At 54.6% G+C, this 23,397-nt stretch carries 24 protein-coding genes and 1 other annotated feature; all 24 genes read right to left on the reverse strand.

The window, feature by feature from the left end; genetic code table 11:
* Positions 1-138: 138 nt before the first annotated feature.
* A complete protein-coding gene (gene ilvE, locus NYE69_RS27665; protein ID WP_124333134.1) occupies positions 139-1,017 on the reverse strand; it encodes a branched-chain-amino-acid transaminase in 879 nt (292 codons plus the stop codon).
* Complete coding sequence (gene pheA, locus NYE69_RS27670) at positions 1,017-1,922, reverse strand: prephenate dehydratase (protein ID WP_316561427.1); 906 nt, start codon at positions 1,920-1,922, stop codon at positions 1,017-1,019. The genes ilvE and pheA overlap by 1 nt, the downstream gene beginning before the upstream one ends.
* Positions 1,919-2,887 carry a homoserine kinase gene (gene thrB / locus NYE69_RS27675; protein WP_155621227.1) on the reverse strand — a complete coding sequence of 323 codons (969 nt, stop codon included), beginning with the start codon at positions 2,885-2,887 and terminating at the stop codon, positions 1,919-1,921. The genes pheA and thrB overlap by 4 nt, the downstream gene beginning before the upstream one ends.
* On the reverse strand, positions 2,884-3,954 hold the full coding sequence (thrC, locus tag NYE69_RS27680) for a threonine synthase (protein WP_316561428.1): 1,071 nt from the start codon (positions 3,952-3,954) through the stop codon (positions 2,884-2,886). Before thrC ends, thrB begins: the two co-directional genes overlap by 4 nt.
* 29 nt (positions 3,955-3,983) lie before the next feature.
* Entirely contained in the window at positions 3,984-5,270 is a 1,287-nt protein-coding gene (locus tag NYE69_RS27685) for a homoserine dehydrogenase (RefSeq protein WP_316561429.1), read from the reverse strand.
* Between the two features lie 81 nt (positions 5,271-5,351).
* Positions 5,352-5,789 carry an ACT domain-containing protein gene (locus NYE69_RS27690; protein ID WP_036620522.1) on the reverse strand — a complete coding sequence of 146 codons (438 nt, stop codon included), beginning with the start codon at positions 5,787-5,789 and terminating at the stop codon, positions 5,352-5,354.
* A 149-nt stretch (positions 5,790-5,938) separates the two neighbouring features.
* Positions 5,939-7,252, reverse strand: coding sequence for a GTPase ObgE (gene obgE / locus NYE69_RS27695; protein WP_340929024.1), 1,314 nt, complete (start codon positions 7,250-7,252; stop codon positions 5,939-5,941).
* Entirely contained in the window at positions 7,243-8,010 is a 768-nt protein-coding gene (locus NYE69_RS27700) for a Spo0B domain-containing protein (RefSeq protein WP_340929026.1), read from the reverse strand. Before NYE69_RS27700 ends, obgE begins: the two co-directional genes overlap by 10 nt.
* Before the next feature lie 188 nt (positions 8,011-8,198).
* Entirely contained in the window at positions 8,199-8,510 is a 312-nt protein-coding gene (gene rpmA, locus NYE69_RS27705; protein ID WP_036620517.1) for a 50S ribosomal protein L27, read from the reverse strand.
* An 18-nt stretch (positions 8,511-8,528) separates the two neighbouring features.
* On the reverse strand, positions 8,529-8,861 hold the full coding sequence (locus NYE69_RS27710) for a ribosomal-processing cysteine protease Prp (protein ID WP_340929030.1): 333 nt from the start codon (positions 8,859-8,861) through the stop codon (positions 8,529-8,531).
* Positions 8,862-8,874: 13 nt separating this feature from the next.
* Complete coding sequence (gene rplU / locus NYE69_RS27715) at positions 8,875-9,186, reverse strand: 50S ribosomal protein L21 (RefSeq protein WP_036620514.1); 312 nt, start codon at positions 9,184-9,186, stop codon at positions 8,875-8,877.
* Positions 9,187-9,199: 13 nt separating this feature from the next.
* Positions 9,200-9,285: a sequence feature (ribosomal protein L21 leader region), on the reverse strand.
* 80 nt (positions 9,286-9,365) lie between these two features.
* Positions 9,366-10,547, reverse strand: a complete 1,182-nt coding sequence (locus NYE69_RS27720) for an Rne/Rng family ribonuclease (RefSeq protein ID WP_036620513.1) — start codon at positions 10,545-10,547, stop codon at positions 9,366-9,368.
* A 75-nt stretch (positions 10,548-10,622) separates the two neighbouring features.
* Entirely contained in the window at positions 10,623-11,477 is an 855-nt protein-coding gene (locus NYE69_RS27725; protein WP_340929032.1) for a M50 family metallopeptidase, read from the reverse strand.
* Positions 11,470-12,453, reverse strand: a complete 984-nt coding sequence (locus NYE69_RS27730) for a M23 family metallopeptidase (protein WP_340929034.1) — start codon at positions 12,451-12,453, stop codon at positions 11,470-11,472. The genes NYE69_RS27725 and NYE69_RS27730 overlap by 8 nt, the downstream gene beginning before the upstream one ends.
* Positions 12,454-12,824: 371 nt before the next feature.
* Entirely contained in the window at positions 12,825-13,970 is a 1,146-nt protein-coding gene (locus NYE69_RS27735) for an FtsW/RodA/SpoVE family cell cycle protein (protein ID WP_036620507.1), read from the reverse strand.
* A gap of 6 nt (positions 13,971-13,976) precedes the next feature.
* The gene (gene minD, locus NYE69_RS27740) at positions 13,977-14,771 is read right to left on the reverse strand and encodes a septum site-determining protein MinD (RefSeq protein ID WP_328270041.1); all 795 of its coding nucleotides are present in this window, start codon (positions 14,769-14,771) and stop codon (positions 13,977-13,979) included.
* Positions 14,772-14,774: 3 nt separating this feature from the next.
* The gene (gene minC, locus NYE69_RS27745; protein ID WP_340929038.1) at positions 14,775-15,434 is read right to left on the reverse strand and encodes a septum site-determining protein MinC; all 660 of its coding nucleotides are present in this window, start codon (positions 15,432-15,434) and stop codon (positions 14,775-14,777) included.
* Between the two features lie 80 nt (positions 15,435-15,514).
* Positions 15,515-16,045 (reverse strand): rod shape-determining protein MreD, encoded by a 531-nt coding sequence (gene mreD / locus NYE69_RS27750; RefSeq protein WP_340929040.1) that lies wholly within the window; start codon positions 16,043-16,045, stop codon positions 15,515-15,517.
* Entirely contained in the window at positions 16,042-16,938 is an 897-nt protein-coding gene (mreC, locus tag NYE69_RS27755) for a rod shape-determining protein MreC (protein ID WP_340929041.1), read from the reverse strand. The genes mreD and mreC overlap by 4 nt, the downstream gene beginning before the upstream one ends.
* Positions 16,939-17,042: 104 nt before the next feature.
* Positions 17,043-18,077, reverse strand: a complete 1,035-nt coding sequence (locus NYE69_RS27760) for a rod shape-determining protein (RefSeq protein ID WP_036620496.1) — start codon at positions 18,075-18,077, stop codon at positions 17,043-17,045.
* Between the two features lie 39 nt (positions 18,078-18,116).
* A complete protein-coding gene (gene radC, locus NYE69_RS27765; RefSeq protein WP_340929043.1) occupies positions 18,117-18,806 on the reverse strand; it encodes a RadC family protein in 690 nt (229 codons plus the stop codon).
* Positions 18,807-19,230: 424 nt separating this feature from the next.
* Complete coding sequence (locus tag NYE69_RS27770) at positions 19,231-19,845, reverse strand: Maf family protein (protein ID WP_340929044.1); 615 nt, start codon at positions 19,843-19,845, stop codon at positions 19,231-19,233.
* Positions 19,846-20,009: 164 nt separating this feature from the next.
* Complete coding sequence (locus tag NYE69_RS27775; protein ID WP_340929045.1) at positions 20,010-21,347, reverse strand: SPOR domain-containing protein; 1,338 nt, start codon at positions 21,345-21,347, stop codon at positions 20,010-20,012.
* Between the two features lie 686 nt (positions 21,348-22,033).
* Positions 22,034-23,356 (reverse strand): UDP-N-acetylmuramate--L-alanine ligase, encoded by a 1,323-nt coding sequence (gene murC / locus NYE69_RS27780; protein ID WP_340930559.1) that lies wholly within the window; start codon positions 23,354-23,356, stop codon positions 22,034-22,036.
* Between the last annotated feature and the right edge of the window lie 41 nt (positions 23,357-23,397).

Here is a 23,397-nt window from a genome sequence, read left to right on the forward strand (position 1 = left end):
CGGAACGTGATTATCGCCCGGGGCCCATTTATAACATCCTATGCAGGAGCCCGGTTTTTGACATCCAACAAAAAGAAAAAATCCTATCTCCCTCTAAAAAAAGGAAATAGGATCGAAACGCTCCAAACGGAGCCGCGATTACCAGACTTTCAAACCGTCCTGATCGACGATCGCCCGGAACTCCTCCAGGAGCTTCAACGTCACCGGACCGGCATGTCCCTCGCCGATGATCCGGCCGTCCACTTCGCGAACGGCGATGACTTCCGCCGCGGTGCCGGTCAGGAACACTTCGTCGGCCACATACACGTCATGCAGCGTAAACGGTTCTTCTTTGAGTTTATAGCCTTTTCTTTCGCAAATTTCGATGATCGCCTGGCGGGTAATCCCTTCCAATGCGCCCAAATAACATGGAGGCGTCGTGATAACCCCGTTTTTAACAATGAAAATATTGTCGCCCGAGCCCTCCGTTACGTAACCTTGAGCGTTCATCATAATGGCTTCGCCCGCCCCGGCCAGATTCGACTGGATTTTCACCAACACATTGTTCAAGTAATTCAGCGATTTGATTTTCGGGTTCAGCGCGTCGGGCACGTTTCTGCGCGTGGAGACCGAGACGGCTTTCAAGCCGGTCTTGTAGGCTTCTTCCGAATAGATCGCCAACTGCTCTACGATGATAACGACCGACGCTTTGGGACAGCGGTTCGGATCCAGGCCCAAATTGCCCGCTCCACGGGAAACGACGAGCCGTATGTAGCCGCTCCGCAGCTCATTGCGGCGCAGCGTCTCCACCAAAGCGTCCTCCATTTCTTGATAGGTCAGCGGAATGTCCAGCATGATCGATTTCGCGGAATCGTACAGGCGATCCAAATGCTCTTTGCACTTGAAAATATTGCCGTTATAAATCCGAATCCCCTCGAAAATCCCGTCCCCGTACAAAAAGCCATGGTCAAACACGGAAACCTTTGCTTGATCCTTTGTTACGAATTCTCCATCCAAGTAAATAACTTGTTCTGCCATTAATTTTGCACCTCCGCTGTTTGCTCTTCAAAAGAATAACTGGGGTAGCTCCCCAGCACGCGCACTCCACACCCCAAAGCCTCGATTTCGCCGATCGCCGAGCTGAGCAGCACCGAATCCAACGGTTCAAGCACATCCATTAAAAAATAATAATTTCCTAATTTCTTTTTTGTTGGACGCGACTCGATCCGCGATAAATTCAGTTTGCGCCAGGCGAACGCAGACAATACCTGGTGCAACGCCCCCGGGAAATCCTCCGGCAGCGCAATCATCAAGCTTGTTTTGCTTTGGGCGGTTTTTCTGTTCCCGCCGATCTTCAGGGGCTGCGGGCCGATCAGGACAAAACGGGTATAGTTGTTGTCATGGTCCGTCACTTGCCCGGCCAGCACATCCAAACCGTGATGCTGTGCTCCCAATCTCGTGCCGATGGCGGTCCAACCCTGCCCGGGATGCTGCTTGACCACCTCTACCGCTTCCGACGTGCTGCCAACGTGCTCCAATTCCGCCTGCGGCATGCGGGAGCGGATAAACTGCAGACATTGGGCCATCGCCACAGGGTGGGAAAGCACTTTGGTTACTTTGGAAAAATCGATGCCGTCGCCATCCGGTGTCCCGGCGCTGAATTCTTCCCGCCGGCCGATTAAGTTTTGAATCGACGGGTATACCCATTCCACCCGCATCGGAATATCCACTTCGTGAACCAGCCAATCCATATGCAGGCTAACCGATCCTTCTATCGTATTCTCCACCGGAATAACGCTATAATCGCTTTTTCCGCTGGCCGTGGCTAAGAAAACGTCGGAAATTTGCTTGAAATGAAGCAGTTCCACCGGCTCTTCCCCAAACAGGTGCAGCGCCGCTTCGTGGGAAACCGATCCTTCAGGCAGCAATGCTATACGTTTCATGTCCTGACTTCCCCTTTGATGTAATCCATAAATGAACCTTCCTTATCCATAGTAAGCTCCATCGCCCCGAATGTGCAAGGTTCGAGCCAGATCGTTCTAGCCCGGATTCCGTGTCCGCCAAGAACGTCCAAAAGGAAAGCCTCCAGCTTCCGCCCCATTTGCTGCCGCCGGTCGGCCAGCGCCAGCAGCGTCGGTCCGGCGCCGCTCAAGGCGGCCCCGAGCGCTCCATGTTCGGCCGCTTCCGCCAAAATCCGCGACATGCCGGGAACCAGCTGAGCCCGGTAAGGCTGGTGAAGACGGTCGCGCATCGCGGCCGGAATCAGATCGAGCCGGCCCGCGGCCAAAGCCGCGGTAAGCAGTGAAGTGCGGCTGACGTTATATACCGCATCCTGCAAACTTACCTCGCGGGGAAGCGCTTCGCGGGCCTTGGAAGTGGACAGCTGAAAATCAGGGATCGCGACCAGCACCTCAAGATCGGCCGGAGGTTCAATCCGCAGCACATCCGCGTGGCTGCCGTCCCATACGGCCGTGATAATGCCGCCAAACAAGGAGGCCCCGACATTGTCGGGATGCTTCTCCATCGCTGTAGCCATGTCAAACAGCTTGGCCCGGTCGAGCGGCGAGCCGATCAGCAGATTGGCGGCAAACAGCGCCCCGACGATGGCCGAAGCGCTGCTCCCAAGCCCGCGGGTCAGGGGAATTTCCGAGTACATCGAAATTTCCAGTTCAGGCAGCTTCACGCCGGCTTCGGCAAACACCGTTTGCGCGACTTGATACACCAGATTGCTTTTGTCTTTCGGCAGCCCGCCCATCTCGTCGCCGTAAAGATGAAACACGGTCGTCTCCGCCGGCTTCATTTCGATCCAGGAATACAGGGAAAGCGCCATGCCCAGCGTATCGAATCCGGGACCCAGGTTGGCGGTGCTGGCCGGCACCTTGACCCGGACCCCGCCCTCACGAATCATGCGCGCGCCCCTTGCAGCTTGGCGATCGCATCCATGACCGCTTCCTCCGTATCCTGGACGACAAGCGGTTCACTGCCGATGCTCTTGATCGCGATATTCGGGTCCTTCAAGCCGTGGCCGGTAAGGACGCAAACTACGGTTTCGCCGCCTTTGAAATAACCTTCGCGCTTTAGCTTGTATACGCCGGCGATGGAAGCCGCCGAAGCCGGTTCGGCGAAAATGCCTTCACGGGCAGCAATGGTCCGGTACGCTTCGAGAATTTCGTCGTCCGTCACGTAATTGATTTGCCCGCCCGACTCTTCGGCTGCCGCTACCGCGGTTTTCCAGCTTGCCGGGTTGCCGATCCGGATCGCGGTGGCGATCGTTTCCGGCTCCAAAATCGGCTCGCCCTTGACGATGGCCATGGCGCCTTCGGCCTCAAAACCGACCATGCGCGGCAGCGAAGATGATTTGCCGCGTTCGTGGTATTCCTTAAAACCTTTCCAGTACGCGGAGATGTTGCCGGCGTTGCCAACCGGAATCGCCAGCACGTCCGGCGCCTTGCCGAGCTGGTCGCAAACTTCGAAAGCGGCGGTTTTTTGCCCTTCGATGCGGTACGGGTTCACGGAGTTCACCAGCGTAATCGGATGTTTGGCGGTAATGTCGCGGACGATTTCGAGCGCCCGGTCGAAGTTGCCTTCGATGGCGATCACTTTTGCGCCGTAAATCATCGCCTGCGCCAGTTTACCGAGCGCAATGTTGTTGTTGGGAATCAGCACGATGCAGTCGATGCCCGCGCGGGCGGCATAAGCGGCCGCGGCGGCCGAAGTGTTGCCGGTGGACGCGCACATGATCGTGCGGCTGCCCTCCTCGATCGCTTTGGCGACAGCCATCACCATGCCGCGATCTTTAAACGACCCGGTCGGGTTCAGCCCCTCGTATTTGAAATATAGATCAAGCCCGAGCTCCCGCGACAAATTTTCCGCCCGCATGAGCGGCGTATTCCCTTCCTGCAGCGTAAGCTTCGGCGTTTTGTCGGTCACGGGCAAGTATTCTTTGTAGGTTTCCAGCAGTCCGAGGTATCTCATGGGATGAACTCCTTTTTATAAAAATAATTTTATCCTTCAACGCGATAAATGCTTTTGATCCGATGAATGACGCCAAGCGACTCGAAATGGTTGATTACTTTATCCATGCTCGCTTTGCTTGCGTTATGGGTTACAATCATGATTTCAGCGCCGTCCACATTCGTGTTCGGCGATTGGACGACGGATTCCAGACTGACGCCGTATTCGGCGAATACTTGGGTAATTTGGGCCAGCACGCCCGCTTTATCGTCGACATGCAGCAGCAGGAAATTTTTATAGGCGATCTGCTCGTCGGTTTTCAGCTTCTTCGGCTTGTAAGGTACGATTTGCTTCAGACCGTTGACGCCCAGCTTCAAGTTTTTGACGACGGCGACCAAATCGGCGACGACGGAGGTGGCCGTCGGCATCTCGCCGGCTCCGGCGCCGTAAAACATCGTCTCTCCCACGGCTTCGCCGTATACATAGACGGCGTTGTAGACCCCGCCCACCGCAGCGATCGGATGCGTATTTTTGACCATCGTCGGCTGCACGGTAATGCTGAATTCATCATCCTGGCGCTCGGCGATCCCCAGCAGCTTCATTTCATAGCCAAGCCGTTTGGCATACAAAATATCCTCCCGCGTTACCGAAGAAATACCGCGGACGTGAACGTCGCTAAGCTCGACATTGGTCCTGAAACCCAGCGTGGCGAGAATCGCCATCTTACGGGCGGCGTCAAGCCCCTCCACATCTGAGGTCGGGTCAACTTCCGCATATCCAAGCTGCTGCGCTTCCTTCAGCACATCCTCGTAAGAAGCGCCTTCCTGGCTCATTTTGCTCAAAATGTAGTTGGTCGTCCCGTTCACGATCCCCATAATTTTCATGATCCGGTCGGAGGAGAAGCCTTCGATCAGCGTCCGGATAATCGGGATGCCGCCGGCTACGCTGGCCTCGTAAAACACGTCGCATTGATTATCCATCGCTTTGGCCAAAATTTCCGAACCGTACAGCGCCATCAGATCCTTATTGGCCGTAACGATATGTTTGCCGCGTTCCAGCGCTTCTAAAATGTAAGTTTTCGTCTGATCGACGCCGCCCATCACTTCCACGATGACGTCGATTTCCGGATCGCGGATCACTTCCCACGGATCCTCCGTCAGCTTGGCCCGATCGATCGCGATGCTGCGGGGTTTCTCCAGATTTTTCACCGCAATCTTCTCGATCCGTATCGGAGACCCCACTTGACTGCTCAGATCCTCCTGATGCCCTTCCACGATCCGAACCACGCCGGTTCCCACCGTGCCAAGCCCAAGCAATCCAACTTTCACTGGTTTCACTTCCGATCCCCTCCTGTTATCCAATGCGCCTTAGGCACAAGCATTTTCTATGGTTTCGCTTCGCCCTCCCGCGCTCCAGCCTTAGCTTTGTCCGACGATTTGCGTTCTCCTGACGCCGGAAATGGTCTGAAGCGACTGCAGCATCGCATCCAGTTCCTCGGTAAGCCGGGAGGTCTCCACGGAAATCACGACGTTGGCCCTGCCTTGGAGAGGAATGCTTTGGTTAATCGTCAGCACGTTGCCTCCGGAGCCCGCAATCGACGCAAGCACCTTCGACAAAATTCCCGAGCGGTGCTCAAGGTCAAAGGAGATGGTCACAATGCTTTCCCGATCGATTTGATTCAATTGATGAATGCCGTCTTTATACTTATAAAAAGCGCTGCGGCTCAACCCCACCTGCGCCACCGCCTCGTGAACCGTCCTGGCTTCGCCGGCGGCGAGCAATTGCTTGACTTGGAGCGTCTTGACCACCGCTTCGGGCAAAATGTCCTCGCGAACCAAATAATAATGCTCTTTCACAAAACGTCCTCTCCTTAGAGACTTTTGTTTTTACATAGTGGACATTATACCGGAAAGTCGAACAGGTGGCAATGCTTTTACCGTAAATACCGCGAATTTCCGCAGGTGCCGCCGATAGCAAGAAAAGCACCCCAAAGGTGCTTTCTTGATCAATAATAATAACTGCTGCCTTCCACAAACTCGAATTCGAAATCGCCGATGCGTACAGGCGTACCGTCCTTGGCGCCGCGCTTGCGCAGTTCCTCGTCGACGCCCATGTGGCGCAGCGTCCGGGCCAGCTTTAAAATCGCGTCATGCGAATTGAGCTGCATCCGCTTCATCATCCGCTCGATTTTTACGCTTTCCACAATAAAAGTCTCGTTTTCCCGCCGGATCGTGAACCCTTCGTCCTCGCGCTTGTCGAGCTTGTAGATTTTCCGCTCCTCCAGCTCGGTCACTTCTTCGATCGCCGGAGCTTCCGGAATTTGGTCGAGCAAATCGGCCGCGCGGTAAACAAGCTCCTGCACCCCTTGGCGGGTTAACGAAGAGATCGCCATAATTTCCAGGTCGCCGCGAACCTCGCTGACCTGCTTGCGGAATTTCTCCAAATTTTCCGCCGATTCCGGCATATCCATTTTGTTGGCGGCGACGATTTGCGGACGATGCTCCAGATCGGCGTTATATTGTCTGAGCTCGTCGTTGATCTTCTGCCAATCGTCAAACGGATCGCGCCCTTCCGAGCCCGCCATGTCGACGACGTGGACAATGAGACGCGTCCGCTCCACATGGCGCAAAAATTCATGCCCCAGACCGACCCCTTCATGGGCTCCTTCAATCAGCCCCGGCAGGTCGGCCATCACGAAGCTGCGCCCTTCGCCGACTTCGACCACTCCGAGATTCGGCGTGATCGTGGTAAAATGGTAGGCGCCGATTTTCGGCTTGGCCGCCGACACGACCGACAGCAGCGTCGACTTTCCGACGCTCGGAAAACCGACCAGCCCGACGTCGGCCATCACCTTCAGCTCCAGCACCACCCAGCGCTCTTCGCCTTCTTCGCCGTGCTCGGCTAGCTCCGGCGCCGGGTTGTTTGGCGTGGCGAAGCGAATATTGCCGCGTCCTCCGCGTCCCCCGCGGGCCACGACAATCTGCTGGCCGTGGCGCGTCAAATCGGCGAGCACCTCCTGCGTATCGTCGTCGATCACGACCGTACCCGGTGGCACGCGGACGATCATGTTTTCCGCATTGGCCCCGTGCTGGCTTTTGTTCCGCCCTTTCTCCCCGCGCTGCGCCTTGAAATGGCGCTGGTAACGGAAATCCATCAGCGTTCTTAAGCCTTCGTCCACCCGGAAAATGACGTCCCCGCCTTTGCCGCCGTCGCCGCCGGCCGGACCGCCCTCGGGCACGTATTTCTCCCGGCGGAAGGCGACGATCCCGTCGCCGCCGTCGCCCCCTTTGACATAAATCTTCGCTTTATCTACAAACATGCATTCACCTCATTTAAGTTCCCGCAGGAAATCCGCAGCCGAAAAGCGGAAAATTCCGATTCAATCTGTTCGGCCCGAACCCGTTTGCCCTCTGCCCATTCCTCAATATGGCGCCTTAACGCTTCCTTGTTCCCCGATGCGCTCAGCGGATCGAAGCGGACCAGCACCTCACCGTTTTCCCTGGCGATAGACATTTTCAACTGAAGTATTTCTCCCCACGAAGACCGGCCGGTATACTGGTAAGCTCTGACCGTTTCCACGATGGCTTCCGTCAGTTCCTCCGCGTCATCCGCCGTAAGCAGGCAGCCGAGCTGCAGGTCGTCCTCGATATCAACCTCGAGCTGCACCGATCCGTTCACTTCGCGGAACGACTGCAAATAAAACACGAGCGACGGAATGCCGAGCCGCGATATTTTGCTCTCCACGGCCATTCGTCCTTTTATTCTTTCCACGCAGCCTGCCATTTTATCAATTTTGCCCATCTTGATATATCCGTACAAAATCTGCAGATCGTTCATCCAATCATGGCGATGGTGGCTAAGCGTCGCCGCAGCCGTCCGCTGCACGGATTCCAGCAAATGCTTCCGCTCGCTCGCCGCCTGTTTGCGGACATGCCGAACATACATCCAGAACAAGACGAAGAGACAACCGCTTATTACCGCATGTCCGATCGGCGACTTCACGAAATAATGGAGGGCCAGACTCGCGATCGCAAGCAGCACGCCGATCGTCGGCACCGTGAACCGATGTTTCATCATTTCCCCGTTCCCCTAACGAATTGGGTGAGCTTGCCACCCTGGCATCATAACCCAGTATAACATAAACCCGGCCTGAAAATCGCTCGACTTATGTCGTCCATGACATCAAAATACCGACATATTTAAAAAAGCCCTGGCACTTGATTGTGCCAGGGCTTTGCAGCTGCGTTCCGTACGGTCTTCGCCGCTTAGGCTTCAACCGTAGCCGCTACCGGAGCGGTTTCTACAGGGTAGACGCTCACTTTCTTACGATCGCGACCCCAACGCTCGAATTTCACAACGCCGTCGACTTTGGCGAACAGCGTATCGTCGGAACCGATGCCTACGTTCGTTCCCGGATGAATTTTCGTACCGCGTTGACGAACGAGGATGCTTCCGCCCGTCACGACTTGACCGTCAGCACGTTTCACGCCAAGGCGTTTCGCGATGCTGTCGCGTCCGTTTTTCGTGGAGCCTACGCCCTTCTTCGAAGCGAACAACTGGAGATCCAATTTCAACATTGTAGTCTACCTCCTTCTTTAAATGATGACGTCCTGTATCTGAATATACTTCCCGTATGATTCTTCGATACTCTTCAGCATAACGACAAGGGATGCAAGCAGCAGTTGCACCTGTTCCTCGGCTTCCGGCCGAACTTCGAAAGGAAGACTCGCGCTTAGAAAGCCGTTCTTCATCCGGGAATCCATCACGACCGCCGTCAGCTCCTCAATGGAGTTGACCGTACCAACGGTAACGGCCGAAACGCCGGCGCATACGATGTCTTCCCCGGCCTTCGCGTAGCCGGCATGACCTTCCACCTCAAAGCCCGCAATGCCGTTATCCTGCCTGCGCAAAATGGAGACGATAATCAATTACCGCACCTTCTTACGCCTGGATTTTCTCGATCGTTACTTTCGTGTACGGCTGGCGATGACCTTGTTTTTTGTGGTAGTTCTTTTTCGGTTTGTATTTGTAAACGACCACTTTTTGGCCTTTGCCGTGTTTTTCGACTTTCGCCGTAACAGTAGCGCCGGATACGAGCGGAGTTCCCGCCACCAAACCTTCGCCTTTGGATACTGCCAATACACGGTCGAACGTTACGCTCGCGCCGTCCTCTGCGTTCAATTTCTCGATGTAAAGCACATCGCCTTCTTGAACACGGTATTGTTTACCGCCGGTTTCGATAATTGCGTACATTTGCTTGCACCTCCTCATGTCTCAGACTCGCCTGATTCAGGTGCCGCCGTCCGAAGGAAAGCGGACTTGTCGACCCGACCGGAGCGGTTACAGCATGTGCACAAGACTGTACTTAGTGACACATACCTTACTATAATAGCATGTGATGCGAACAATATCAATTTGTTTTTCAGCCAAGATCATAACGAATTTTCCGCACGAATCCTTTTTCGCGTCATCTCCAACAGTCCGAGCCGCGTCCAGCCCAAAATATGATGCTGCGTCCGGTCGCCGTACATCGATTGCTCCAGCCGCTCCCAAACGGCCGCACGATGCTCATCGCGGTCCATGTCGATGAAATCGATGATAATGATCCCGCCGGTGTCCCGCAGGCGGACAAGCCGGGCGATTTCCTGAGCCGCCTCCAAATTCGTCCGATACACCGTGTCTTCCAAATCGGCGCCCCCGATGTATTTCCCCGTATTCACATCGATGACGGTTAGAGCTTCGGTCGTGTCCCAAACGAGATAGCCTCCGCCGGGCAGCCAAACTTTCCGTTGGAAATCCTTGTCGAGCTGCGGCTTGACCCCGTAATGCTCAAACAGAGGCGGTTCGCCTTCGTATACGATGATCCGCGGCGATTCTCCGGGCAGCATTTTGCGCAAAAAAGCCAGCGCTTCGTCGGCCTGTTCCGGACAATCCACAATGAGCTCGTCCGTTTCCGGGCTGTAGACATCTCGCATCAACCGCTGCACGACGCTTAAATCCTGATGCAGCAAAGCGGGAGCCACAGCGTCCCCGGCTTCCTGCAGGATCGAGGTCCACTGCCCCCGCAGCAGGTCCAGGTCTTCACCGATTACCTCGCCGGCTTCGTCCTCGGCCACCGTCCGCAGAATGAGTCCTTCCTCCTCTTTCCTTAGTTCCTCGCCAACCGTTTTCAGCCGGAATCTTTCTTCCTCGCGGCCGATTTTTTTGGAAACGGCGACGTAACCGGCGGTCGGCATATAAACCAGCCAGCGTCCGGGCAAGGAATAATGGGTCGTCACTCGCGCCCCCTTATTGCCGATCGCTTCTTTTACGACCTGAACGACCAGCTCGTGGCCGGGCTTCAACAGCTCGGTAATGGCCGGCTTCGGTTTTGGCTGTTTTTCCAAATGCGGATGAAGCACGTCATCAATATACAGAAACGCGTTTTTTTTCTGTCCTATATCCACAAAAGCGGCCTGCATGCCGGGAATGACATTAACGACTTTTCCTTTAATAAAGCTGCCGACCAGTCCTCTGTTCTGAGAACGCTCCGCCGCATACTCCACCAGCTTGCCGTTTTCCAGAAGCGCCACCTCGGTAGAGCCGGATCCGCAGTGAACAATCATCCTTTTCATGATCTCACCTTTCTAACGTTCTAGCAGAATCATACCTGTATCATTATATCAAAGAATCATTCAGCCGCGCTGAGACTAAAGATTCTTTAATCTTAAAAAGGAGGAAATGACGCGCTGTTCCGGTACAACGGCAACGATATTCCCTTGATGATTCATGACGTATATAAAATGGTATTTTTCCCGTTTAAATAGACGCAAGATATGGTCCAAAGGTTTCGCTTTTTCGGCAACAATCGGCTGGGCTAAAGTCCCGTTCATCAGATGCCTGGAAAAGCTCCGGTCCCGGTTCACGAGAAAGCGCAAAAACCGGTAAGGAATGTTCCGGTAATCGACGGCATTCGAATAGAACAAAAAAATGCCGATCATCAGCATGTTAAGCTGCGGTCCTTCCTTAAGCAGCAGGAGCGGCAGCAGCGCGTAGGCGATCAGCATGGCGCTGAACAGCAGGCTGATGCGGTGCGACCAGACCAGCGTGGCGTGGTAAGGAAGCAGGAGGCTGCAGAGGGCTTGGCTGATTTTTCCGCCGTCCAGCGGCAATATCGGCAGCAAATTGAATAAAGCGATCAATATATTGCTTTGGATAAAATAGTCCAGAAAAGGCCCGTCCCACAAACCGGCCGCGTGCAGGAGCAAAGACGCGAGGATGAGCAGCGCGTTTTGCAAGGGCCCCGCCAAGGCGATGGCGATTTCCCGCCCGGCCGTCAGGTCTCCCGCATCCTCCATGACGGCAACGCCGCCGAAAGGAAGCATTTGCACGGACAGCACGCGGATTCCGTACATTCGCGCCGCGGTCACGTGGCCGAGCTCATGGATAAAAACGATCGCGAACAAGGAAAGAAGCTCCAAGAAATGACCGGTCAATACCGACATGAGCATAATGATGACAAACAGGGGATGAAAGGAAATCGTCATTCCGCTCCATTTAATCAAACGGGATCACATCCGCCGGATCAATATACCGGTCATCTTTTTGCAGTGCAAAATAGAGGGTAGGAAGCGGCGGTACCGTTCCCGTTGGAAGCGTGCCGACGATATCGCCCCCTTCCAGCCAATCCCCTTGTTCGACGGCAACCTGCTCCAGGCGGCCGTAGACGGAGATGAATCCATCGGCATGCTGGACCGTGACGGTCTCGCCCGTCGCCGGATCCCGGGTTACGCTGAGAACCCGGCCGGTTCCTATGCTTTTTACCTGAACCACCCCGTTCTCCGCCCGCTCGGGAATAATTTCCACCCCCTTCAAGCTGAGCGCAAACGAGCCGGCAGGGCTCCCGGAGACAGGAGCAACGAATCCGCTCGCTGCCCCGACCTTAACCCCGTTGTCTTCATGGTGCTTAAAAATCGGAATAAACGACGGCGCGCCGCCGAAATAACGTTCATACCAGGCTTCTGCCGCCGAAAAATCCATCTCCACGGTAAGCGATTGCGCGACAAACGCCCGAATCGGAAGCGACCAGGAAGGTTCGTACCGTTCTATTCCCCAAATTCCCAGAAACAGCAGCGCGCTGATCACAAGCCGAGCAAACATCGTCGTCCAAAAAGAAGAACGGCCCCCTGCAGGGGACGGAGGGTCCTCTTTGCCGCCAAAACCGCCGTAAAGCTCCTCCCAGCGCCCTTGCCCGCGTTTCCACAGCAATTCGGGATCGCGTTCGGGGCCGAATCCTGAAGTCCCGGTTGTCCCGGTTGTCCCGGTTGTTCCGATTGTTCCGGTTGTTCCGGTTTCGCCGCTCTGCGGATGTCCTCCAGGACGGGCTCCTGCTTTGCCTCCCATCGAGCCCCCCGGCCCAAGCCGTGCCGTGCTGTAACTGCCGGAGTCCCGTCCCCCATCCGGGAGGAGAGGACCGGCCTCCATCGTCAGCTGTCTAATCCGCTCCGCTCTCCGTTTTTTCACATTTGATTTCACGTCCATCTCTTCAGTCCCCCCGGTCAAGTCAGGCGTTTCGTTGGGTGGCGTCCCCGAACCGCAGTAGCCCGCTCGAAATATCTGGTACTAGTATTTTTATGAAGGGCTTGGCCGGAATATGAACAAGAGACTATACGAAACGCAAAAGTGCAGGCGGTTCTTGTCGAAACCTAGCGAAACAGGCGGTTCAAATGCAGAAGTGCATTTCATATCCAGTCAAAGGATGCTTTTTTAGCGGAAGGCCGTAAATAAGATGCACTTTTGCATTTCGCCAGCTCGAAAATGGGGTTTGGGCGGAAATTCAAATGCATTTTTGCAGTTGATTATTCACTCCAGGGCGTGCACAGCAAAAAAACCGGCGCCAGGCACCGGTTTGTTCACTCCACCTTATACTTTTCCTGATGCAGCATAATGCTGAACACCAGCCCGATACACAGCATGTTGATCAACAGCGAGGTCCCCCCGTAGCTGATAAACGGCAGCGTAATGCCGGTAATCGGCATCAGACCGATCATCATGCCGACGTTTTCGAAGATTTGGAACAGGAACATCGCCACGATCCCGACGATGATATAGGCTCCTCTTTTGTCGATGCAGCGCAGCGCGATGAGGATCATCCTGTAAATAAACAAAAAATAAAGCAACAGCAGCAGCGAAGAACCCAGGAAACCGAACTCCTCGCCCACCACGACAAAAATCGAATCCGAGTAAGGATAGGGCACGAACTTTTTGTTCTTCAGTTCGCCCTTCATGTACCCGTCGCCGAGCAATCCCCCGGAACCGATGGCGATCTTGGCATAGTTCGATTGGTGTTTGTCGTCGTTTGAAGCCTGGTCCGGATTGATAAACGTATTGATCCGCTGGTACCAATGCACCTTCTTATGGCTTTCCAAATAATCGCGGATCTGTTCATTGTAGGCGTTAAACAGCGTCACAAACACAATCAAGGCCGCAACGGCGGCCGTCAGGGCGATCAGCACGTGGCTGTATTTTGCATTGCCGATCCACAGCATGCCAACCAATACCACCAGATAGATAATCGCGTTGCCGAGGTCCGGCTGAATAAGCACCAGAAAAAATGGGACCAGCGAGATTACTGAAATCGGCACGATATCGCCGCGGAAGCGTAAGGCCTGACCCTGCCTCTGGCCAAGCAGATACGCCGTGACCAGAATCAGGATGACCTTAACCAGCTCGGCCGGCTGAAACAGCAGGCTGCCGATCCGAAACCAGCTTCGCGCCCCGTTGATTTCCGGCGCAAGCAAATACACCAAAATAAGCAGCAGACAACCTGCCCCGTAACCATACCAACTGTAACGAAGCAGGAAACGATAATCGACCAGCGCCATCCCGAACACGACAATAAAGCCGAGGATATAAAAAATAACGGTTCTTAAATCATAGCCTTGAAATTCCGAATCGTACGGAGCAATGGCACTGCGGACCAAGAGGGTGCTGAATACCATGAACAAGGCCAAAATTCCGACCATCACCCAGTCCAGCTTTTTCAGTTTAAACAACAACGGAGATCAACCCATTCCGAAAAACTTCTTGAAGCGCGTAAATACGCCCTTCTTTTGATCGAGCAGCATCAGGGGCACCGTATCTCCCAAAATGCGCCGCGCGATGTTGCGATAGGCGATGGCCGCCGGCGAATCGGGGTTCATGACCGTCGGTTCGCCGCTGTTGGCCGCTTTGATGACTTTCTCGTCATCCGGTACGATGCCGATCAGATCGATGTTCAGCACCTGCAAAATCCCTTCGATATCCAGCATATCCCCGGCCTTCATCATGTTCACCTTGATCCGGTTGACGATGAGCTTGGGCGCGCCGATATGCGAATTTTCCAGCAGGCCGATAATCCGGTCCGCGTCGCGGACGGCGGCGTGCTCCGGCGTCGTCACCACGATCGCCTGATCCGCTCCGGCAATCGCGTTTTTGAAGCCCTGCTCAATGCCGGCCGGGCAGTCGATAATGACGTATTCGAAGTCCTTCTTCAGCTCAAGCACGATGTCTTTAACCTGCTCGGGCGAGATGGCGTTTTTGTCTTTCGTCTGGGCGGCAGGCAGCATGTACAGCTCGTCGAACCGCTTGTCCTTCACTAGTGCCTGGTTCAACCGGCAGCGGCCTTCGGCTACGTCGATCAAATCGTAGATGATCCGGTTCTCCAGCCCCATGACCACGTCCAAATTGCGCAGCCCGATGTCCGTATCGACCAGACACACTTTTTTGCCCAGCAGCGCCAGCGCGGTTCCGATATTGGCCGAGGTCGTCGTTTTGCCGACGCCGCCTTTGCCGGACGTAATTACGATAGCTTCTCCCATCATTCACACCCCTTTAAACACGTTAAAATCCGGTCTGATCCGGGTCATATTGACGATTTTGTCGATTTGCATTTTCCCGTCCCGCAAAAAAGCGAACTCCATACTCGTCTCCCGGTTTTCCCATTCGTCCGGAGGCCGGCTGATCGTTTCGGCGATCCTCAGCTGCGTAGGGGCCAAAAAGGAAGCGGCGATAACCGCTTTCTCGTTGCCGGTAAAGCCGGCGTGGGCCATCCCCCGCAGGGCGCCGAGGATCAAAATGTCTCCGGTAGCGCAAATCGTCCCGCCGGGATTTACGTCTCCGATAAACAGCAAATTCCCGTCATGGTGAAGCACCTGCCCCGACCGGACGATCCCGGCGAGCGTCTTCACCGCGTTTTCGTCTTTTTCCTGTGCGATCGCGGGCATTTCGATGGAACGGACAAGCAAATTGCCTTTTTGCTTCAATATATCAAGAATCATTTCTTTCTGATCTTCGGTAACGAGCCTCATGCCAAGCTTCACGTCCACGTGGATGATCGGCCCCGTCAAAATATGCTGATGGCTAAACTCCAATTTATAGCGGAGTTCCTCCAGAAGACTTGAGAAATCGCACTTGTCGTCCAGCAGGAAAACCAGGCCATCCTTGATTCCTTTGATCGTCACGTGGTTCGATTTCACCGTCATTAGCCTGTCCCTCCCTCCTAATCAATTCGTGCAGGAGCGGAAAAGTTCCTGCTTGGGCGGCAAGGAAAAGTACGCGGGCGTCAAGCCTTCTCCTCGGGGGAACGCCGTTTGGCCATTAGTTCGAGCTGCTTGCGCAGGGGGACGTAAATCGCCAGCGCAAACAGGAACTGAACGAACAGATTGGGAATGATATGGTTCTGGAGCGCCCAGGTATACGGCCGATGCGTTAATTCGAACAGGGAATAAGTGCCGAACAGAATGGAATCAAACAGCAGGCTGCCGAAGATTACGATAATCATCATAAGCGGCATAGGCGCCCGCTGCGAACGGGATAAAAGGCCCATCAAATAGCACGACAATCCCATGGCGAAGGAATACGCCCCGATCAGTGCCCCGTAATAAACGACATCGTGAAGCAGCCCGAAAATGAGCCCCATAACCATTCCCGCATGCCGATGGTCATACACCGAAATGAACAAAAGGCAGATATAAACCAAATGGGGGACGATCCGCGCATGCCATGGGCCGGGAATCAGCCAAGGCACGATGGTTCCTTCCACGATAAACAAAACGAAGAGCAGCAGGATCAAAATATACTTTCGTTTATTCACTTGCCTTCACCTTCCGGCATTTCCGGCATTTCCGGCGTGAACACGACGAACAGCTCCTTCCAGTCGGTAAAGCTGGCCGCCGGCTTAACGGTCGCCGTATATGTCAGGCCGTATTCGCCAACCTGAATCTCCTTCACCGTGCCGATGATCATGCCGCGGGGAAAAGCGCCGCCGACGCCCGAAGATACGATAAGATCCTCTTTTTTAAGCGGAGTCCCGTCCTCAATCCGGGTCATGAGAAACATGCCTTTCTCCTTGTCATATGTCTCAATCATCCCGAACACGTCGTTTTCTTTACCTTGCGCCGTCACGGCGATTCCGTTCGAATTCGGGTCTTTGGCGTCCATCGAAGTCGCCAGCCTTACGGTGGAAGTAAAGTTACTCACACGGCTGATTACGCCGACCAGCCCTTGATCCGAGTGAACAGCCATCCCTTCTTTAACGCCTTCGCGGGCGCCGATATCCAATACGATCGTGTTGTTCACCGGATCATCGTTGACACTGATAACATGGGCGATTTTCCAGTCATAGTTGTAAAGCTCTTTTTGCGCATTTGTAAAATCGAGTTCTTTCTGTAACCGCTTGTTCTCTTGATCAATCCAGTTATAAGTTGCCTTATCCCGGGTATAATGGGCTAATGCAATTTTAAGCTGCTCGTTTTCTTCCTGCAGCGCGCGCAGGTTCGCGATATCTTCAAACAAGCCCGCTATGTAGCTAGCGGGCTTGTAGAACACGTATTGCACGAAGCCAACCGTGTCTTTGACGAATTTTTCCGGCCAGGACAAGGAGGTTCTCGGCCCCAGCGTAAAACCCATAACCGCAATAAACAAAATAAGTCCCATGAGCAAAATAAACAATCTTTTATTGCCTAGCAGCTTAAACAGTTTCAGCACCCTCCAACCTTACGTTTTCTTGATTAAAACGGCATAGGCCGCCCAATTTTACAAGGACGGCGCCGCTTCGTGATAAGGGGTGTTTGCATCGTTATGGCGATGGATCAGCGTCTGGAGCGAAGAGCGGAGCTGCTCTTGGATTTGAACAAGTGGATGTTGTCCAAAGCGCGGCCTGTGCCGATCGCTACACAATCCAGCGGATTTTCGGCCACGATGACGGGCATTCCCGTTTCTCCGGCCAGCAGTTTGTCCAGATTGCGGAGCAAGGCGCCGCCGCCGGTTAACACGATACCCCGATCCATAATATCGGCGGCAAGCTCCGGCGGGCATTTCTCAAGCGTAACCTTGACGGCTTCGACAATCGCGCCGACCGTATCGCCGAGCGCTTCGGAGATTTCGTCCGAGGTGATCGTGATCGTCTTCGGAAGCCCGCTCACAAGATCGCGACCGCGAATTTCCATCGTCTCCACCTGCTCGAGGGGCATAGCCGAACCGATGTCCATCTTCAGTTGTTCCGCGGTTCTTTCCCCGATCATTAAATTATATTGACGTTTGATGTATTGGATGATCGCTTCATCCATTTCATCCCCGGCCACACGCACCGATTTGCTCGTGACGATGCCGCCGAGCGAAATAACCGCCACTTCGGTCGTGCCTCCGCCGATATCGACCACCATGCTCCCGGTCGGTTCCCAAACCGGCAGATCGGCCCCGATCGCCGCGGCAAAAGGCTCCTCGATCGTATAGGCTTCGCGGGCTCCGGCCTGCTTCGTCGCGTCCTCGACGGCGCGCTGCTCAACCGCCGTAATTCCCGACGGCACGCAAACCATTACATTCGGATGGCGTTGGAACAGCGAACGCTGCTTCTGCGCCTGGTTGATAAAGTATTTAATCATCGTCGCCGTCGTATCGAAATCGGCGATAACCCCGTCTTTCATCGGTCGAATCGCCCGAATGTTGCCGGGTGTCCGGCCGATCATCTTTTTGGCGGATTCACCGACGGCGACGATATTTTTCGTGTCGGTATGTATCGCCACTACCGAAGGTTCTCTTACGATAATTCCTTTACCGCGCGTATAAACGAGCGTGTTCGCCGTCCCCAAATCGATTCCCAAGTCTTTCGTAAAGCCACCCAACATGCTGTTTTCTTCCTTTCCTTCTGTATCTAAACTATTATATTACATCAAGCCCTGCTCCTTCAAACTGACAAATTTTCCATCTCCGATAACGATATGATCCAGCACGTCGATGCCTACGATCTCTCCGGCTTCGCAAAGCCGGTTGGTCATCCGGATATCCTCGGCGCTCGGGGTCGGATCGCCGCTCGGGTGATTGTGTGCGCAGACGACCGAGGCGCTGCCGCATTTGATCGCGGCGCGAAACACCTCGCGCGGATGAACGATGGAAGCGTTAAGGCTTCCGATGGAAAGCGTCTCTTGAGCAATGATATGATTTTTCGTATTCAAAAAAAGACAAACAAAATGTTCCTTCTGCAAATAACGCATCTGTTCCATCAGCAGCTCCGCCGCAATATGCGGGCTGCGGATCGTTTCGGACTCCGGCAGCCTTGATTTGGCCAGCCGCCGTCCCAGTTCGATGCCCGCTTTAAGCTCGATCGCTTTCGCCGGGCCAATTCCCTTGAGTTGGACCATTTCGTCCAAGCTAAGATCAACAAGACCGCGAATGCCGCCGATTTCCGACAACACGCGCTGGGCCATGTGAATCGCCGATTCGCTGCGCGTGCCCGTTCGAAGCAATATCGCCAGCAGTTCCGCGTTGCTGAGCGCTCCCGGGCCAAACTCCATCATGCGTTCTCTTGGCCGTTCCTCCATGGGAAGGTCCCGGAGCATGTAAGAAGTGGATTTCATGCATAATCCCTCGCTTCCGATAGTTTATAAGCTAAGCCCGGGATTTCCCGGGCATGGCTTCAAAGCGTCTCGCGGAAGGATATGCTTTACCACTTCCAGGCGGCCTTTCGGCAAGAGTACGGTTGACCGCCGATCTCATTTAAATAAGTGTTCAAAAAGTCAGGTTTTCAGCACCGAAGCGTATGCTTCCGAAGTGCGTTTTTTCAAAACGCTTTAGGTCGGATGAAGCTAGAGACGTAAGGAGCGGAGCTAAACGTTTTCGGAGAAAACGGCTTCGAAAGCATAGGCTTGTGGGGGTACGTGAGCACCGGAAATGTTTCCGCGAGGAAACATGCTTCGGAAGCATATGCTTAGGCCCGGCCGAATTCAAGATTCGATGCCGAATACGCTCCATGTTCTTGCTTCGTGATCAAAAACTGACTTTTTAAACTTCCTCATGAAGTACGCGAATACCGAAATCCGCCAGCATGTTTACTAGCAAAGATAAAGGTAAACCAACGACATTAAAGTAGCATCCCTCAATGCCGGTCACGATCGTGGCCCCCAGGCCTTGAATGGCGTAAGCCCCGGCTTTGTCCAGACCTTCCCCGCTACGGGCGTAGGCTTGGATCTCCGCTTCGGTCAACGCCTTCATCGTCACCAGGGTCGAACGGTATTCGACCTTCCTTCTGCCGGTTAAACCGTCCACGCAAGCCACGCCGGTAAATACGGTATGGCTGCGGCCCTGCAGGGAATGCAGCATCTCGGCCGCCTCGGCTTCATCCTTGGGCTTGCCAAGAACAGCCCCGTCGCGGACGACGATCGTGTCACTTCCGACAATCACCGCATCCCGTTCGGACGATTCCAGCGCATGATAAACCGCATCCGCCTTTCGGCCGGCAAGCTCCATAACGATTTGCTCCGGAGCCCATTCCGGCGGCGTCGATTCGTCCGCATGGCTGGGTACGACTTGAAACGGGATTTGCAAGGAAGAGATCAATTCACGCCTGCGGGGTGATGTGGAAGCGAGAATAATCCGGCGTAATTGTGCGGTTTCCAATAGCGGACTCTCCTTCAAGGTTTCACAGGGCGGGGACAATCGACAACTTCCCGTTGTCAACCTCGCCATTTTTTGACACTTCCTTATTATAAGATTATTTCATGCTCAATACAAACAGAAAAAAGGCAGGGGAAAGTATTTCCATCCCTCGCCTCGAAAATGCTTCAGCGGTTCTCCCCAGGGTTTACGCCGTGAATGATAACCTGTTCCGCCATGATGAAGCGCATCATCTCGTTTTGCACTTCCCAAAGCAGCGTTTTCGCTCCGCTTTTATTGAATTCTCCCAGGGCTTCGACCGCCCCGTTCATCGCCTTTTCCATCTCCCCGGCATAAGTTTCCAGAGCCGCCGGCCATTTGCCCCGCACCGCGGCCGCGCTCTCAGTCCAGGATTGGTGCATGCGGCCCAATTGCCTAACCTCCTCGTCGCTAAGCGGCTGCGGACTCGCTTCGCTCAGCAAGGATGCCGACGCGGTGCTCAGCAAACGCACGAGCTCGGCGCTTTGCGCCATATACCCTTCGAGCGCTTCCCGGTCGCCCGCAAACTCCGCGCTGGCTGTAGCGGGCAGAGCCACCTCATGCAAAATCAGGTGTACGCCGGCAGCTTTCAATTGGCCGCTCAGCAGTTTGGATTGTTCCCGGTCCGTCGATACGCCCGCGTAGACCCTCTTCTCATCAACCGTATCGCGCGCGGCCGCCAGCCCGGAAGCCTGCAGTTCCTCCTGCGCCAGCTGCACCCCTTGGGCCGTGCTGAACACCCCGTATTGGAGAAAATAATACGTCTGCTCCGGAAGCGCAAAGCTGATCCGAGGAAGCGATTCCTCTATTTTCTCTTCCTCCGCTCCGGTTTGGGCCATCGCCGGAACGCTGGCCGTCTGATCGGCCGCGCTTTGCTCCGGCGTGCCGATCCCTGGCAGCGGGAGCTGCATTTCCTGGTTAAACAGGGACAATACGACATAGCCGAATAAAGCGCCGGTAATGATCGCTCCGGTTAAGGAGCCCGCCACCTTCCAGCCGGACGATCTTGGGGGGCGGGTGTAATAGGGCGTGTCCTCATACCGAGGGCCCCATGGATCGTCACCGTCTTCCCGTATGTTGTATGGCTCCGCCGCCTCTCCTCGCTCAAAATCGTCCGCTTCCCTCAGCAAATCGCCCTTGGCCCGCCCCCCCGGAAAAACCGTCAATCCCATGCCGGTATGATCGGTAAAAGGGTCGCCCCACGAATCCACGGTCTCCACCGCGCGGTATCGGGCAGGTCTCTCCGGCGGTACGACCTCGGGTTCTTTGTCCCATAGCGCATCCTCTGTCGGCGCATCTTCTGTTAACGTATCCCTTGTTGGCATATCTCTTGTTGGCATATCTCTTGTTGGCGTATCTATTGCCGGGAGTTCAACCGTATGCCGCCACGCGGCCCCATCGGTTTTTGCATTGTCTTGATCCGGGAGTACGGCACGAACCTCCCGCCCGTTTTGGTCAAACCGGAATGTCATTTTCGCTTTGTTCACGGTCCGCACGCTCCTTGTCCATTCATCTATCCTACTTTATGAGAAAAGAAAGAATGATATGCCTTGGAGTTTGCTAAGACCTCCGTGGATCAAGTCAAGAAAAACCGCCGCCGATAATTCTTTGTCCGAAGAGTGTTTGACGTTTCGGCACGAGGCGGTGCTCTCATTGTATTGATGCCGAATAAATAGCTCCAAAAAGCCAGTTAGCCTGAGAATCTACTGCGAAAAAAATAGGAGCAAAAAATGCCGTTATTCCGGCGATATCAGTCATCTGAGAAATAGTGGGGATTTTTATCGCTATTTCCCTCGTGGCAAGAAAATTCCCGCTTTCCGGACCATTCTCAACCATTCACAGGAAAATAAGTACATAAATTGTCCTTATTCCAGCGATACCAGTACATTTGGGAGAAATAGAAGCATTTTATGCCGCTATATTCCCTCGTCGCAAAGAAATACCCGTTTTTCGGTCCATTTATTAGGAAATAAGGACACAAAATGCCGCTAATGGAGATAACATGCCTGGCCCCGCACAATAAGTATATAAAATGCCGCTATTTTGATGGCCGACGGTCGATCGTTCCAGTAAGCTCATTCCAGCAATTCCATAATGTAAAAATGCTCCCCTAAGGGAGCACTTCTAGTGTTTTACGGTATTGCATGATGTTCCGCTTGGCCCAGCTTGGCCGTTAGCTGGACAATCCTTTGGCCAGCTCGTAGCCAACCTTATAAATATCCCCGGCGCCCATCGTGAGCACCAGATCGCCGGGTTGCAGCCGGCCCTGCAGATCCTCAAGCACGTCCTGCTTCGTCGGCAGGTAGCGGGCACCGGAGTTGCTGTTCTCCTTGATCAATTCCACCAGCTTCGCGGAATGCACCCCTTCAATCTGCTTCTCCCCGGCCGGGGAGTAGATGTCGGTGATGATCACTTCATCCGCGTCGCCAAACGCCCGGCTGAACGCATCGAGCAGGAAGAAGGTCCGCGTATAGCGCTGCGGCTGAAAGACGGCGATAATCCGTTTGCCCGTCGCTTTGGCCGCCGCGATCGTGGCCTGAATCTCCGTTGGATGGTGGGCGTAATCGTCGATGATGAGGATGCCGTCCATTTCCCCCAGCACCTGAAAACGCCGCTTCGCCCCATGGAATTTCTGCAGCGCCTCGGTAATATCCGCGAACGGAATCCCCGCTTCCAGGCAGACGATGATTGTAGCCATCGCATTATACGCATTATGCCGGCCAGGAACGGACAATTCGACCGTGCCCAACTCCTCGCTGCCGCGTCTCATCTTGAACGTGACACAGCGATCGCCCAGCTCAATGTCATGGGCCGAATAATCGCAGTCCGTTTCGATGCCGTAAGTGATCATGCCGCACGAAAGGCTTGGCATCAGCTCCTGCACATTCCGGTCATCGCCGCAAACGACCGCCCTGCCTCCCGGTTTGATCTGGTTCAGAAATTGAACATATGCTTCCTTAAGACGGCCGAAATCGCCGCCGTAATTTTCCAAATGGTCGGCCTCAATGTTGGTCACAACGCCAATCCAAGGATGATACTGCAGGAAGGAGCCATCGCTCTCGTCCGCTTCGGCGACGACGAACTTGCCCTGCCCCGCTTTGGCGTTCGTACCGACATCCATCAGTTCGCCGCCGATAATGTAAGTGGGGTCCGCCCCGCAACTCTCCATCACCAGCGCAATCATCGACGAGGTCGTCGTTTTGCCGTGCGTCCCGGCAACCGCGATCCCGCTCCGTTCATTCAGCAGCCGGGCGAGCATTTGCGAGCGATGCAGGATCGGGATTCCCTGCTCCTGCGCTTCGACCCGCTCCACGTTGTCCTGCGGCAGCGCCGTCGAGTAGACGACCAGGTCTGCTCCGTGCACCTGCTCGGCCGTATGGCCGATATAGATTTTCGCTCCTTTGGCGGCGAGCTTCTCCGTTAACTCCTGGGCTGCGACATCCGATCCGGTGACGGTATAGCCCATTTCCAGCATGACGCGGGCAATGGCGCTCATACCATAGCCGCCGATGCCGATAAAATGTACATGTTGTTCCG

Source organism: Paenibacillus sp. FSL R5-0527 (assembly GCF_038008055.1).
In the GTDB taxonomy this organism is placed as follows: Bacteria; Bacillota; Bacilli; order Paenibacillales; family Paenibacillaceae; genus Fontibacillus; species Fontibacillus macerans.